The organism is Sphingomonas oligoaromativorans (assembly GCF_011762195.1).
Classification (GTDB): Bacteria; Pseudomonadota; Alphaproteobacteria; order Sphingomonadales; family Sphingomonadaceae; genus Solisphingomonas; species Solisphingomonas oligoaromativorans.
This window is the reverse complement of the sequence record NZ_JAASQK010000004.1, coordinates 151,319-164,825: the sequence shown is the minus strand read 5'-3', so window position 1 is coordinate 164,825 and position 13,507 is coordinate 151,319. Positions and strand designations below refer to the sequence as shown.

At 66.6% G+C, this 13,507-nt stretch carries 12 protein-coding genes; 4 read left to right on the top strand and 8 right to left on the bottom strand.

Annotated elements, in window-relative coordinates; translation table 11 throughout:
• Window positions 1-13: 13 nt before the first annotated feature.
• A complete protein-coding gene (locus FHS98_RS09460) occupies window positions 14-2,116 on the top strand; it encodes a TonB-dependent receptor (protein WP_167103487.1) in 2,103 nt (700 codons plus the stop codon).
• A 15-nt stretch (window positions 2,117-2,131) separates the two neighbouring features.
• Here FHS98_RS09460 and FHS98_RS09455 read toward each other — a convergent pair whose 3' ends face one another.
• Complete coding sequence (locus FHS98_RS09455) at window positions 2,132-4,321, bottom strand: penicillin acylase family protein (protein WP_167103484.1); 2,190 nt, start codon at window positions 4,319-4,321, stop codon at window positions 2,132-2,134.
• Window positions 4,322-4,373: 52 nt separating this feature from the next.
• Between FHS98_RS09455 and FHS98_RS09450 the strand changes: the two genes are divergently transcribed.
• Window positions 4,374-5,630, top strand: coding sequence for a metal-dependent hydrolase family protein (locus FHS98_RS09450; protein ID WP_167103481.1), 1,257 nt, complete (start codon window positions 4,374-4,376; stop codon window positions 5,628-5,630).
• Here FHS98_RS09450 and FHS98_RS09445 read toward each other — a convergent pair.
• Complete coding sequence (locus tag FHS98_RS09445; protein WP_167103479.1) at window positions 5,627-6,061, bottom strand: GFA family protein; 435 nt, start codon at window positions 6,059-6,061, stop codon at window positions 5,627-5,629. The genes FHS98_RS09450 and FHS98_RS09445 overlap by 4 nt on opposite strands.
• Before the next feature lie 4 nt (window positions 6,062-6,065).
• Complete coding sequence (locus FHS98_RS09440; protein ID WP_167103476.1) at window positions 6,066-7,094, bottom strand: aspartate-semialdehyde dehydrogenase; 1,029 nt, start codon at window positions 7,092-7,094, stop codon at window positions 6,066-6,068.
• 176 nt (window positions 7,095-7,270) lie between these two features.
• Between FHS98_RS09440 and FHS98_RS09435 the strand changes: the two genes are divergently transcribed.
• On the top strand, window positions 7,271-8,086 hold the full coding sequence (locus FHS98_RS09435; protein ID WP_167103473.1) for a DUF2189 domain-containing protein: 816 nt from the start codon (window positions 7,271-7,273) through the stop codon (window positions 8,084-8,086).
• A gap of 21 nt (window positions 8,087-8,107) precedes the next feature.
• On the opposite strand, the gene FHS98_RS09430 is transcribed toward FHS98_RS09435, so the two are convergent.
• A complete protein-coding gene (locus FHS98_RS09430; RefSeq protein ID WP_167103470.1) occupies window positions 8,108-10,351 on the bottom strand; it encodes a S9 family peptidase in 2,244 nt (747 codons plus the stop codon).
• Between the two features lie 139 nt (window positions 10,352-10,490).
• Here FHS98_RS09430 and FHS98_RS09425 point away from each other — a divergent pair, with 139 nt between their 5' ends.
• The gene (locus FHS98_RS09425; protein ID WP_167103467.1) at window positions 10,491-11,384 is read left to right on the top strand and encodes an MBL fold metallo-hydrolase; all 894 of its coding nucleotides are present in this window, start codon (window positions 10,491-10,493) and stop codon (window positions 11,382-11,384) included.
• Window positions 11,385-11,457: 73 nt separating this feature from the next.
• Here FHS98_RS09425 and rplS read toward each other — a convergent pair whose 3' ends face one another.
• The 4 genes from rplS to rimM form a co-directional block, all read right to left on the bottom strand.
• Window positions 11,458-11,832 (bottom strand): 50S ribosomal protein L19, encoded by a 375-nt coding sequence (gene rplS, locus FHS98_RS09420; protein WP_167103464.1) that lies wholly within the window; start codon window positions 11,830-11,832, stop codon window positions 11,458-11,460.
• Complete coding sequence (gene trmD, locus FHS98_RS09415; RefSeq protein ID WP_167104212.1) at window positions 11,829-12,575, bottom strand: tRNA (guanosine(37)-N1)-methyltransferase TrmD; 747 nt, start codon at window positions 12,573-12,575, stop codon at window positions 11,829-11,831. The genes rplS and trmD overlap by 4 nt, the downstream gene beginning before the upstream one ends.
• Window positions 12,572-12,886 (bottom strand): hypothetical protein, encoded by a 315-nt coding sequence (locus FHS98_RS09410; RefSeq protein WP_167103461.1) that lies wholly within the window; start codon window positions 12,884-12,886, stop codon window positions 12,572-12,574. The genes trmD and FHS98_RS09410 overlap by 4 nt, the downstream gene beginning before the upstream one ends.
• A gap of 133 nt (window positions 12,887-13,019) precedes the next feature.
• Window positions 13,020-13,496, bottom strand: coding sequence for a ribosome maturation factor RimM (gene rimM, locus FHS98_RS09405; protein WP_167103457.1), 477 nt, complete (start codon window positions 13,494-13,496; stop codon window positions 13,020-13,022).
• Window positions 13,497-13,507 lie beyond the last annotated feature (11 nt).

Genomic DNA, 13,507 nt, shown 5'->3' with positions numbered 1-13,507 from the left:
GGAAAGGGCTTTCATGACCATGCTTCTCCTCGCCGCCGCGGTTGCCGCCGCGCCTGCTGCGATCGCCGACGTTCCGGCGAGCACCGATGATCCGCGCATCGAACGCAGCCTCGACGAGGAGATCGTCGTCACCGGCCAGCATGAGGCCCCGTTCCGGGCCGAGGTCGTGCAGGTCGGCGCGTTCCGCAACCAGTCGATCATGGATACGCCGGCCAGCATCGCGGTGATGACGCGCTCGCTGCTCGACGATCAGGGCGCGCAGGGTCTGGAGGAGGCGCTCCGCAACACGCCGGGCGTGACGCAGCAATCCACCAGCCCCACCACGAGCAACAATTTCGTCTCGCGCGGCGTGCTGATGAACGCACGCACCAACTATCGCCTCAACGGCGCGCTCCAGATCATCAATCTCGGCCCGATCCCGATCGAGAACAAGCAGCGCGTCGAGCTTCTGAAGGGCGTTTCCGCGCTCTATTACGGGATCAGCACGCCGTCGGGCATCGTCAACGTCGTCACCAAGCGCGCGGGCGCGAAGCCGGTGACCAGCCTCTATGTGAACGGCGACGACGAAGGCGGCATCGGCGGCGGCATCGACATCGGGCGGCAATTCGGCCCGGACAAGCAGTTCGGCGCGCGGATCAACGCCTATGGCGCGCACATCGAAACCCCGATCGATGGCGTCCGCGGCTATCGCTACGTCGTCAGCGGCGCGTTCGACTGGAAGGCGACCGACCGCCTCTCCTTGAAGCTGGACGTCGAACATTATCGCCGCGCCACCGACGAGCCGGGCGGCATCACCCTGCCGACCGCCGTGAACGGCCACATCACGCTGCCGGACATCCCGAACCCGCATCACCGCTATGCGCCGGTCAATGCGCCTTATCGCACCTGGGTGACCAACGCGCTCGGCCGCGCCGACTATGCGCTCTCGGACGACTGGTCGGTCCGCGCCGAGGCCGGCTATGCCCGCACGCGCCGCCAGCGGATGATCGCCAACATCGGCAAGATCAACCTCGACACCGGCGCGGGCACGATCACCGCCAGCTACACGCCCGATCAGGAATATTCGAACCTCTACTGGCGCACCGAGATCGCCGGCAAGGTCGATACCTTCGGCATCAAGCACGATCTCCTGTTCGGCTATGCGCGCAACCGGCAGGTGCAGGAGGATCAGCACCAGCAGAGCTATGCGGCCGTCGCGCAGAATCTCTATGACCCGCTCGATATCCCGTTGAGCGCGCTCCGTCCCACGACCAACCGCTTCCTCGCGGGCACCACCAATGTCGACACGGGCCTCTACGCGCTCGACCTCGCGCACATCACGGACCGCGTGCTGGTGATCGGCGGCATCCGCCATGTCGACTATGAGACCAAGACCAGCGGCGCCGACTACAGCATCAAGACCTGGACGCCGACCGGCGGCCTCGTCGTCCGTCCGACCAAGAAGACGAGCGTCTACTTCACCTATATCGAGGGACTGGAGAGCGCGGGCGTCGCCCCCGACGGCACCGCCAACGAAGGCGACGTGCTGGCTCCCATCAAGAGCCGCCAGATCGAGGTGGGCGCGCGGGCAGAGTTCCTCGGCGCGCTGATGTCGGTGGCGTGGTTCCACATCAATCGCGGGCTGACCTATACCGATCTCGCCACCAACATCTTCCTGGTGAACGGACGCGAGATCAACAAGGGCGTCGAGGCGAGCGTGCAGGGCAACCTCACCAAAAGCCTCTCAGTGGTGCTCTCCGGCCAGTATCTCACCGCGATCCAGAAGCAGACCGGCAACGTCGATCAGGACGGCAAGTTCATCGACAGCACCCCGCGCTGGTCGGGCTCGGCCTTCGCGGAATATCATCCGCCCGTGCTGCCGGCGCTGGGCCTGAACGCGGGCGTCTACTACACCGGCAAGCGCTTCACCGATGCGCTCGATCAGGGCGTGCTGCCGGCCTATGCGACTCTCAGCCTCGGCACGAGCTACAGGATGCCGACGGCGAACGGCCACGCGATCACCTTCCGGGTGAACGCCGACAACGTCACCGACAAGCGCTATTGGTCCACCGGCGGCACGACGCTCTATGTCGGCCTGGCCCGCACCGTCCGGGCATCCGCGACGTTCGACTTCTAAGCGAAGAGCGGCGCCTCAGCCTCCGGGCTGGTAGCGCCGCTCGACATGGGCCTCGAGTTCGTCCGGCCAGAAATAGACCGGGCGGAGATTGCCGGTCGCATAGCGCTCGGCCTGATCGTCGAAATGGCGCGAGGCGGGATCGCCGCTCTCCCCGCCCGCCGTCACCGCCCAGCCCTCGACGCGCGGCCCGAACTCGACGATGGCGACGAAGCTGTTGCCGCTCGTGCCGTAATAGCGCTTCGTGTTCGGATAAGGCCGCGCGCCGAAGGAGGCGAGCGAGCCCCACTGCGCCGAGGTGAACGCGACGGGGATGCTCGGCTTGGCATCGTCGAAATGGGGAACGATGCTGTCGTCCAGCCGCTGGAAGCGGTTGATCCGGCCCCACGGCACCTTCCAGCCGCCGAAGTCGCGCGTCAGCCGCTCCACCGCCTGCTGGAGCACCGCGAGCTTCGCCTCGGGCGGGACGCGGGTGGCGATATAGTCGGGGACGTTGATCCGCTCCTGCCTGGCGAAGGGGCCGACCTGCGCCCACAGCGTATCGCCCCAGAAGACGGCGAGCGATGTCGCTTCGGAATCGATCCCCCACCGATCGTCCCAGCCGCGCAGCAGCGCGATCGGCCCGGCCAGCGCCGCGCGACGCGGATCGCTCTCCGGCAGCGCGTCATAAGCCGCCGCCAGCATCGGCAGCAGGCGCGCGAAGGCCGGCAGATAGCTGTCGAACGCGGCGGCACGCAGGCTCTCATGGGTAAAGCCGTGCTGGCTGGTCAGCAGCCGCATCGCGTGGCGGCCGCGATCATTCTCGCCGACCTGATCCATATAGCGCGGGAAGTCGGCCTTCTTGGGGCTGTCCGGCCCGGCGGCGCCCCATGGCTCGTTGTTGGTGTTGAAGGCCCAGCCGGTCGCGGGGTTCACCGCCTGCGGCAACGAGGCGAGGCTGTGCAGCCCCTTCCAGTCGGTCGCGGGATCGGCGCCGTCGACCGGGCGGGTATAATCGAAGCGATCGTCGCGGATCGGCACGAATTGCGGATGGAGATAGGCGATCTCACCCTTCTGGTCGGCGAAGAGCGTGTCGTTCGAGCTGTTCGCCTGAAGCCCGGCGATCTTCATGTAGGAAGCGAGATCGCTCTGCTTGGTGCGCAGGAAGCTCTGCTCCAGCGCCGGGATCGGCCGCCACATCAGCGCCTCTGCGATCCACTTGCCGCCCTCCGCGCGGACGATCGGGCCGTGGTGCGTGCGGTAGGCGATAACGCGGAACTCACCCAGGCTGCCATCTGGCTTGCGATAGCCGATGTTGGTGGGGAACATTTCCACGGGACGGAGTTGCTTGCCGTAGCGGTAGAAGGGCTTGCCGTCCTTCATGACGATCGTCTCGGCGAACTCATCGACATTGTCGACGCCCGACGAGGTGTGCATCCATCCCGTCTTCTCGTTCCACCCCTGATAGATGAAGAACTGCCCCCAGGTGACCGCACCATAGGCGTTGAGCCCCTCCCGGCTCGTCATCTGGAGTTCCGAGCGGAAATAGAAGCTCGTATGCGGGTTGATGAGCAACAGGGCGTGGCCGTTCGCGCTGTCCTTGGGCGCGATGGCGATGCCGTTGGAGCCCTTGGGCTCGCGCGGGCGGGCGCCGGTCTCCTCGGGCGAAGGCGGCGTCGGGGCGGCGCCGTAGAAGCTCTCGACGCCGGAGAGCGGGATACGCTCGATATCGCCGCCGATGCTTCCTTCGGAAAAGCTCAGCGCCATCCACGGTTCGAAGCGCGTCAGCACTTTGGGATGCACCGCCGGATGGGTGGCGAGGTAGAAATTGAGCCCGTCCGCCCAGGCGTCCATCAGCCTGCGCAGCCAGTCCGGGCTCTCGCGATATTGCCGCTGGAGTTCGGCCGGATCGACATAAAGGCGCTGGCGGAGATCCTGCCAGATCGCCTTCTCCCCCTCCGCCTCGGCGGTGCGGCCGAGCGCGGTCAGATAATTCGCCTCGATACGACCGAAATCATCCTCCGCCTGCGCATAGATCATGCCGAACACCGCATCCGCGTCGGTCCGCCCCGCGACATGCGCGATGCCCCAGTCATCGCGGGTGATGGAGACAGCCGCAGCTTCGGCCTTCCAGCGCGCCTGCTCGGCGGGCGTCGCGGCGTGGAGGGCCGCAGGGAAAAGGGTGGCGAGCAGAAGGCTTTTCGCGGCGAGGCGGGTCGGTCTATCCATGCGATCAAGGGCTACCGACAGCCCGGCCTGCCCGCAAGGAGCCTTCCCGGCCATGAAATGGATCGCCGTCGCCGCCGCCTCATTGCTCATCACCGGACCGGCCCTGGCCGAAACGATCCTGCTCAAGCCTGCGCAGGTCTTCGACGGAGTGGATGGGAAGCTCCATCCCGGCTGGCAGGTGCTGGTCGAAGGCGACAGGATCACGGCGGTCGGCCCCTCGCTCCCCGTCCCTGCCGGCGCGCGGGTGATCGAGCTAGCGGGCGAGACGCTCCTCCCCGGCCTGATCGAGGGGCACAGCCACCTCTTCCTCCATCCCTATAACGAGCGTTCGTGGGACGATCAGGTGCTCCACGAGCCGCTGGCGCTGCGGACCGCCCGCGCCGTCGTCCATGCCCGCGACACGCTGATGGCGGGCTTCACCAGCGAGCGCGATCTCGGCACCGAGGGCGCGGGCTTCGCCGATGTCGGGCTGAAGCAGGCGATCGATCAAGGGATCGTGCCGGGGCCGCGCCTGCTCGTCGCGACCAGGGCGATCGTCGCGGAGGGCGCCTACGGCCCCAAGGGCTTCGAGCCCGGCCTCCATGTGCCCCAGGGCGCGCAGGAGGTGAGCGGCGTCGACGACATCGTCCGCGCCGTCCGCGACCAGATCGCCGCAGGTGCCGACATCGTGAAGCTCTACGCCGACTATCATTATCAGGGCGGCGAAGGCAGCAGGCCTACCCTCTCCGAAGCCGAGATGACGGCGGCCACCGCCACCGCGCATGACGCCGGCCGCATCGTCGCCGTCCACGCCGCGACCGCCGAGGGGATGCGCCGCGCCATCGCGGCCGGGGTCGACACGATCGAGCATGGCTATGGCGGCACGCCCGTCCTCTTCAAGGCGATGCACGACAAGGGGATCGCGCTCTGCACCACGCTGGCGGCATCCGACGCGACCTCGCACTATCGCGGCTGGAACGGTCAGGAGCCCGCGCCCGAGGCCGTGCAGCAGAACCGCCGCTCCTTCCGCATGGCGATGGCGGCGGGCGTGCCGATCTGCGTCGGCGGCGACGTCGGCGTGTTCGCGCACGGCACCAACGTTCGCGAGATGGAACTGATGCAGGCGGACGGGATGCCGGCCGTGCAGGTGCTGATGGCGGCGACCTCGGGGAACGCCCGCATCTTCCACATCGACGGCAAGGTGGGCAGCGTGAAGCCCGGCTTGTTTGCCGATCTGGTCGCGGTCGATGGCGATCCGACCAGCGATGTCGCGGTGCTGCGCCATGTGAAGTTCGTGATGAAGGGCGGCGCCGTGGTGAAGGGGCTCTAGCCCATCAGCAAGGGGAGAAAATCCTCCGGCGGCGCGCTTTCCGGCCAGCTCGGCACGCCCTCGGGCACGATCAGCCAGGGCTGCTTCCGCTTCACCCAGATATGGGCAACCACGTCGAGCCGATCAGAATCATCGAGCGTCCCGGCGCGCATCACCGCGATGCCGGGGCGGCGCGTGTTCGTGTTGTAGAGGCGCGTGTGGCAAATGCCGCACATGCGCTGGTGCGAGGTGCGGTCGCCGGTGGTGCGATCATAGAACACCACAGGGCCGCTGATATGCACCGCCTCTTCGGGAAGCAGCGCCTGCTGGCTGAAGGTGCTCCCGCTCCATGTCTGGCAATCGAGACAATGGCAGGCATAGGTCGGCGGCAGATGGTCGATCGAGAGCGTGTAGCGCACCGCGCTGCAGCGGCACCCGCCCTCGATCGACATAGGATCAGGCCGCCTTCTTGAGATGGCGACGGCCGAGCAGCTCCGCGATCTGCACGGCATTGAGCGCCGCGCCCTTGCGGAGGTTGTCGGACACGCACCAGATCACGAGGCCGTTCTCGACGGTCGGGTCTTCGCGGACGCGGCTGACGAAGGTGGCGAACTCGCCCACGCACTCGATCGGAGTCGTGTAGCCGCCGTCCTCGCGCTTATCGATCAGCATGATGCCCGGCGCCTCGCGCAGGATGTCCTGCGCTTCCTTGGCGGAGATCTCGTTCTCGAATTCGATGTTGATCGCTTCCGAGTGGCCAACGAACACCGGCACACGCACGCAGGTGGCGACCACCTTCACCTTCGGATCGAGGATCTTCTTGGTCTCGACGACCATCTTCCACTCTTCCTTGGTGAAGCCGTCATCGAGGAAGCTGTCGATGTGCGGGATCACGTTGAAGGCGATCTGCTTGGTGAACTTCTTCGGCTCGGCCGCATCGCCGACGAAGATGTTGCGGCTCTGCTCGAACAGCTCGTCCATGCCCGACTTGCCCGCGCCGGAGACCGACTGGTAGGTCGAGACGACGACGCGCTTGATCTTCGCCGCATCATGCAGCGGCTTCAGCGCGACGACCATCTGCGCGGTCGAGCAGTTGGGGTTCGCGATGATGTTCTTGCGGGTATAGCCGTCGATCGCCTCGGGGTTCACCTCGGGCACGATCAGCGGCACGTCGGGGTCCATGCGGTAGAGCGACGAGTTGTCGATCACCGTGCAGCCCGCCGCCGCCGCGATGGGGGCATATTTCTTCGTCGCCTCGGAGCCGATCGCGAACAGCGCGATGTCCCAGCCCGTCCAGTCGAAATGCTCTATGTTTTTGATCGTGAGCATCTTGCCCGTGTCGCCGAACTCCACCTGATCGCCGGTAGAGCGCGAGGAGGCCAGCACCGCGATATCGGCGATCGGGAATTCGCGCTCGGCGAGAATGGCGAGCATCTCACGCCCGACATTGCCCGTGGCCCCTGCGACGACAACCCGATAACCCATCTTACGACTCCGTGACGTTAAGAAATTGCGTGGGCGGCATAGCGCTGCGACATGTTTTGTCCAGCGCCGCTCCCTATGGTAAAACTTGAGTGCGGCAAAGATGCCGTACACGATCGCCGACGGCGATGCCGTCCCCGACCGATGGAGTGTTGATAGAGCATCTTAGGAGAGTAGTCATGGTGGCAGTATCCGCGCAGCCCCCTGCATCCGCCCCGGCGATCCCGATCCGGCGGATAAGCTCCGAAGACATTCGTTTCGCGCTCCGGGAAGGCTGGGCCGACTTCCGCGAGAAGCGTGGCGACATCGTGGTGATCGCGATCATCTATCCGCTGTTCAGCCTTTCGGTCGCCTTCGCCTCGCTCGGCGGGGTGCCACTGGTGCTGTTTTTCCCGATGGCGGCGGGGCTTTCGCTGCTGGGGCCGCTGGTCGCGGTCGGCTTCTACGAGCTGGCGCGCCGGCGCGAGGCCGGGCTGGACTCGAGCTGGCAGCATTTCTTCGACATCCGCCACAGCCCATCCCTGGGATCGCTGATCGGCGTCGCGGTACTGATGATTATGCTGTTCGGATCGTGGGTGTGGGTCGGCGGCGCGATCCATGATGCGTTTCTCGGCAACGTGCCGCCCAGGTCGGTCGGGGAGTTTCTCCACCAGCTCTTCGGCACGGCGGCCGGATGGCAGATGATGATCGTCGGCAACCTCGTCGGGCTGGCCTACGCCGTCGTGGCGCTGGGGCTGACCTGGACGACGATCCCGATGCTGGTCGATCGCCCGGTCGATGGCGGGACGGCGATCTCCACCTCGTTCCGCGCCGTCTCGGCCAATCCGGGCATGGCGGCGCGCTGGGGCCTGATCGTGGCCGCGCTGCTGGTGGCAGGCTCGATCCCGACCTTCATCGGGCTGGCAATCGTGATCCCGTGGCTCGGCTATGCGACGTGGCACCTCTACACGCGCGTCGTCGATCGCGGCGCGCTGCCTCCCATCCCGATCCGCTGAACGGGAGGCAGCGGCGCACGCTCACTTCTGGTCGAGCACCTTTTCGTCGAGGAATGTCTCGATCGTGTGCTGAACGTGCGCCTGACGGCCCTCGCCCGCGATATGATGCGTCTGGCCGACATAAAGCATCATGTCGAAGGGCGTATCCGTCTCCTGAAGCCGGTTGATGAGCGCGGCCGAGTTCTCGAACACGACATTGTCGTCCGAAAGGCCGTGCATCAGCAGCATCGGCGTCTTGATCGACGGCGCGTCGGCCACCGCGTCGGAGGCCTCATAGGTCTTCGGGTCGGTCGCCGGGTTGCCCAGATAGCGCTCGGTATAGTGGGTGTCGTACATCTCCCACTTCGTCACCGGCGCGCCCGAGACGCCCGCCGCGTAGAGGCCCGGCGGCGCCTTCTCCAGCATCTTGAGCGTCATGTAGCCGCCATAGGACCAGCCGAAGATCGCGATCTTCTTCGGGTCCACGAAGCTTTGCTGCTGGAGCCAGCGCGCGCCCGTCGCCTGATCGGCGACCTCGACCGTGCCCATCGCGTGATAGATCTGGTCCTCGAACGCCGTGCCGCGATTGGCCGAGCCGCGATTGTCGATCTGGAAGTAGATCCAGCCCTTCGACACCCAATATTGCGCCATCGGGCTCATCCACGCGCGCTTCACCTGCTGCGCGCCGGGGCCGCCATAATGCTCGAAGAACACCGGGTAGCGCTTACCCGCCTCCAGCTTCGGCGTAATCATCTCATAATAGAGCGTGCTGCCGTCCTCGGCCTTGAGCGTGCCGTACTGCACCGGGCGGTGCGCCGCGAGGAAGGGCGCGTAGGGGTGTTTGGCGTCGAGCCTGTTCTCCTCGATCCACGCCAGCCGCTTGCCGGTCGCGTCCGCCAGATAGACCTGCGGCGGCTGCGACGGACTGGACCGCGAGACGAGCATGTGCGTGCCCGCCTGATCCATCACCGCGTCGTTCCAGTAGCCGCTCTCGGTGAGGCGCTTGGGTTCTTGCGGGTCGAGATAGTCGATCGTGTAGATCTGGCTTTCGAGCACGCTGTCCTTGTTGGCGGCGAAGAACAGGCGGTGGTGCGCCTCGTCGACGCCGATCAGGCCGGTGTGGCTGGACTGGCCGTTGGTCTCGACCATCCAGTCGCCCTTGGTGAGCTGGGTCCACTGGCCGTTCACGAAGCGGTAGAGATGCATGAAGCCCGAACGCTGCGAGCCCCAGATCAGGCTGCCGTCCTTCAGCGGGCGGAAATCGTCGGTGAGCTTGATCCAGGTCTTGGACGTCTCAGTGAACAGCACCTTGGCCGCGCCCGTCGCCGGATCGACGGCGAGCATGTCGAGCGTCTTCTGGTCGCGGCTCTCGCGCTGGACGTAGAGCGTCCTGCCATCCGCCGACCAGTCGACGCGGGCAATGTAGATGTCCGGGTCCGCCCCAAGATCGACCTTCACCCGGTGCGAACCATCCGCCGACATCACCGACAGCGAGGAGATGACGTTGGGCGTGCCGGCGGCGGGATAGCGCTGGTCGAAGGTCTTGGTGCCGTCGGCGCCGATGGCGGCGCGGGTGACGATCTTCACCGGGGCTTCGTCATAGCATTCGACCGCGACATGGGCGTCACCCGGCGACCACCATGTGCCGGTGTCGCGATCCATTTCCTCCTGCGCGACGAATTCGGCGGTGCCGCAGGTGACGGTGTTGCCGCCTTCCCTGGTGAGCGCCCTCTCGGTGCCGGTCTTGAGATCGATCGCGTAGAGGTTCTGGTCGCGCACGAAGCTCACGAAGCCGCCGCCCGCCGAGACATGCGCGTCGATCTCGGACTGGGGCGTATTGGTCAACCGGCGGACCTTGCCGTCGAGGCCGGCTAGATAGAGATCGCCGTCGATCGGCACGAGGATGCTCTTGCCGTCCGGCGCCCAGGCATAATCGACGATGCCCTTGGTGCCGCCGACGCGGGCGCGCTCGCGGCGCATCTTCTCGGCTTCGGAGAGTTCGGCGCCGCTGCCGATCTTCTTGCTGTCCACCAGCATCCGCTCGGCGCCGGTCCTGGTATCGACCGCCCAGAGATCATAGCGCTCGCGCTCATCGGCGCGGGGCTTGAGCAGCGTCGCGAGCCTGCCGTCGGGCGACAGCTTCACGCCGCGCGGCGTCGGGCCGGAGAGCGACGGGCTCGCGAAGATGCGATCGATGGTCAGCGGCTTCTGCGGAACCGAGGGAACCGGAGCGGCAACGGCGGCGGTGGCGAGGAGCGAGACGCTCGCGAGGAAAGACAGACGCATGACGACTGTGTAGCCGCCCCTCACCGCCGGGCAAGCACCGCTGGGCGGAAAATCACTATGCTCGGGGCCAGCTTTCCCCGCCCCCCATCCGGGGCTAGCATCCCGTCAAAGCCAACGGATCATATGAAAGGGATGTGCCGTGTCGTTCCGAGTTCAACGCGCCATCGCGCCCCTCGCCTTCGCCCTCCTGGCCAGCCAGCCTCTGCTCGCGGCCCCTGCCCCGACACCCGCGGGCGCGACCGGCTTCAGGCTGGGCACGCTCCAGCTCTTCGCGCTGCGCGACATGGACAATGTCGTGCCCAATGACGGCAGCGTCTTCGGCGTCGGCGTGCCCAAGCCGGAGGTGTCGAAAGTGCTCCAGCAGGCCCACGCGCCGACCGACAGGATCAGCCTCTCGGTGGATGCGCTGCTGGTGCGGATGCCGGGGCACGTCGTGCTGCTCGACACGGGGCTCGGGCCGAAGATCGGCGGCTCTCTGATGGCAAGCCTCGCCGCCGCCCATGTCCGGCCCGAAGACGTGACCGACATCCTCATCACCCACAGCCATGGCGATCATGTCGGCGGGCTCGCGACCAGGGATGGCGCGCTCGCTTTCCCCAAGGCGACCATCCGCATGTCGGCGACGGAATGGAGCTACATGCAGGCCAAGGGCAGCAAGGCGCTGGTCGAGACGATCCGTGCGAAGGTCCAGCCTTTCAAGCCGGGTGCCGAGGTCGTGCCCGGCATCACCTCCGTGCCGCTCCCGGGGCACACGCCGGGGCATAGCGGCTATGAGATCCGCTCCGGCAACGCCCGCCTGCTCGACATCGGCGACAGCGCGCACAGCTCGATCATCTCACTCGCCAGGCCGGACTGGACGATCGAGTATGACGGTAATGGCGCGCAGGGCCGTGCCAACCGCAAGGCGCTGCTGGCGAAGCTCGCCGCCGATCATGAGCGCATCTTCGCGCCGCACTTCCCCTATCCGGGCGTCGGCTTCGTGGAGAAGACCGGCGAGGGTTCCTATCGCTGGGCACCCGCGCTGCCTCGCTGAAAGAGAAAGGGCGCCGACAGCCTTGAAGCTGCCGACGCCCTTCCCTGTAGCGTCGCGAAGGACGCGCGAGGCCTCAAGCCTGCGCGCGGGTGTCCTTGCGCTCGGCGATACGGGCAGACTTGCCGGTACGGCCACGCAGATAATAGAGCTTCGCGCGACGGACGACGCCGCGGCGCACAACCTCGATCGAGTCGACGTTGGGCGAGTAGAGCGGGAAGACGCGCTCGACGCCTTCGCCGAACGAGATCTTGCGGACGGTGAAGCTGCTGCCCATGCCCTTGTTGGCGCGAGCGATGCAGACGCCCTCGAACGCCTGGACGCGCGAACGGTCGCCTTCGACGACCTTCACGCCGACGCGCAGCGTGTCGCCCGGACGGAATTCGGGGATCTTCTTCGACTCATTGAACTGCGCGATGGCTTCCGCCTCGAGCTGCTGGATGAGGTTCATGACTTTACGTCCTCGTCTTTTCGCCGCGCGCCAGAGGGCGACTGGACCGGAACGCCACCGTGGCGCTCCAAAAGGTCCGGCCGCCTTAGCCGTGTGATGGTCTCGGCCTCGGCATGACGCCAGGCCTTGATCCTCGCATGATCCCCCGATCGCAGCACTTCAGGGATCGTGCGCCCTTCCCACTCAGCGGGTCGGGTATAATGCGGATATTCGAGAAGCCCCGTTTCGAAGCTCTCTTCATCTCCGCTCGAAGCGGCGCCCATTACGCCGGGAAGCAGCCGAACGCAAGCATCGAGCAGCGTCAGCGCCGCCATCTCGCCGCCCGAGAGGATATAATCGCCGATCGAGACTTCCTCGATCGCGCGCGCGTCGAACAGGCGCTGGTCGATCCCCTCGAAGCGGCCGCACAGGATGATCGCCCCCGGCCCCTCGGCAAGCTGGCGGACACGAGCCTGCGTGAGCGGCGCTCCACGCGGCGTCATCGCCAGCACGGGGACGCCCGGATGGCGGGCCGTCGCGTCGTCGAGCGCGCGGGCGAGGATGTCGGCGCGCATCACCATGCCGGCACCGCCGCCGGCGGGCGTGTCGTCGACGGAGCGATGCTTGTCGGTCGTGAAGTCGCGGATCTGCACCGCCTCCAGCGACCATTTTCCCTCGGCGAGCGCCCGGCCCGCGAGGCTGATGCCCAGCGGCCCCGGAAACATCTCGGGATAGAGGGTGAGGATCGACGCCTGGAAGCTCATCGACGGCGTGTCCAGCGGATCAGCATCGTCGCCCACAGCACGCCGACCAGCCACAGGATGCCGTAGCCCAGGAAGAAGCGGACGACCGGCTCGTAGGAAATCATGTCCTGCGGCAGACCCATCTCGCGGCGGGACTGGAGATAGGCGAGGCTCGCCATGCCCCATAGCAGGATCGGCAAGGCGGCGGGCGCCACAAAGCGATAGAGCCTCAATCGCGCCGGAAAGCGCCGGCCGACCAGCAGCACCAGCGCCGCGACGAACACCGCCTGCAATGCCAGCACCACGAAGAAAAAGGCAGCCGCGGGGTTCATCAGGCCTTAGTCCTATTCGTCATGCCGGTTCCCCCGTTCGTCATGCCAGCGAAGGCTGGCATCTCCCGGAGGCTCGCACAGCACCCGCCACCCGAGACCCCGGCCTTCGCCGGGATGACGAAGAGCTTGATGCTCATGCTTCCACGAACTCGGCATGGACACGGATCGGCGGCCCAAGCTGCTCGACGCCCGCGCCCACCGGCACGAGGAAGCGGCGGCCATTCTCCCGTTCGATCTCGATCAGATCGCCCGCGCCGAAATTCTCGACGGCGACGATGCGGCCGAGCGCCTCACCCGCCGTGGAGACGGCGTCCTGCCCGAGCAGATCGGCATGATAATATTCGCCCTCCTCCAGCGGAGGCAGCGACGAGCGCGGCACCGTGAGTTCCGTACCCCGCAGCGCCTCGGCGGCGTTGCGGTCGGTCACTTCGGCGAAGCGGGCCACGGCGCCGTTGGGGCCGGGGCGGATGGATTTGAGCGTATAGCTGCTCGCACCGGCACTGAGCGACGGATAGCGCTTCAGATCGCCGGTAAAGAGCTTAAGGCGCACCTCTCCGGTGACGCCATGCGCGCCGATGATGGCGGCGAGGACGACGGGCCGATCAGACAAGCCCTCTACTC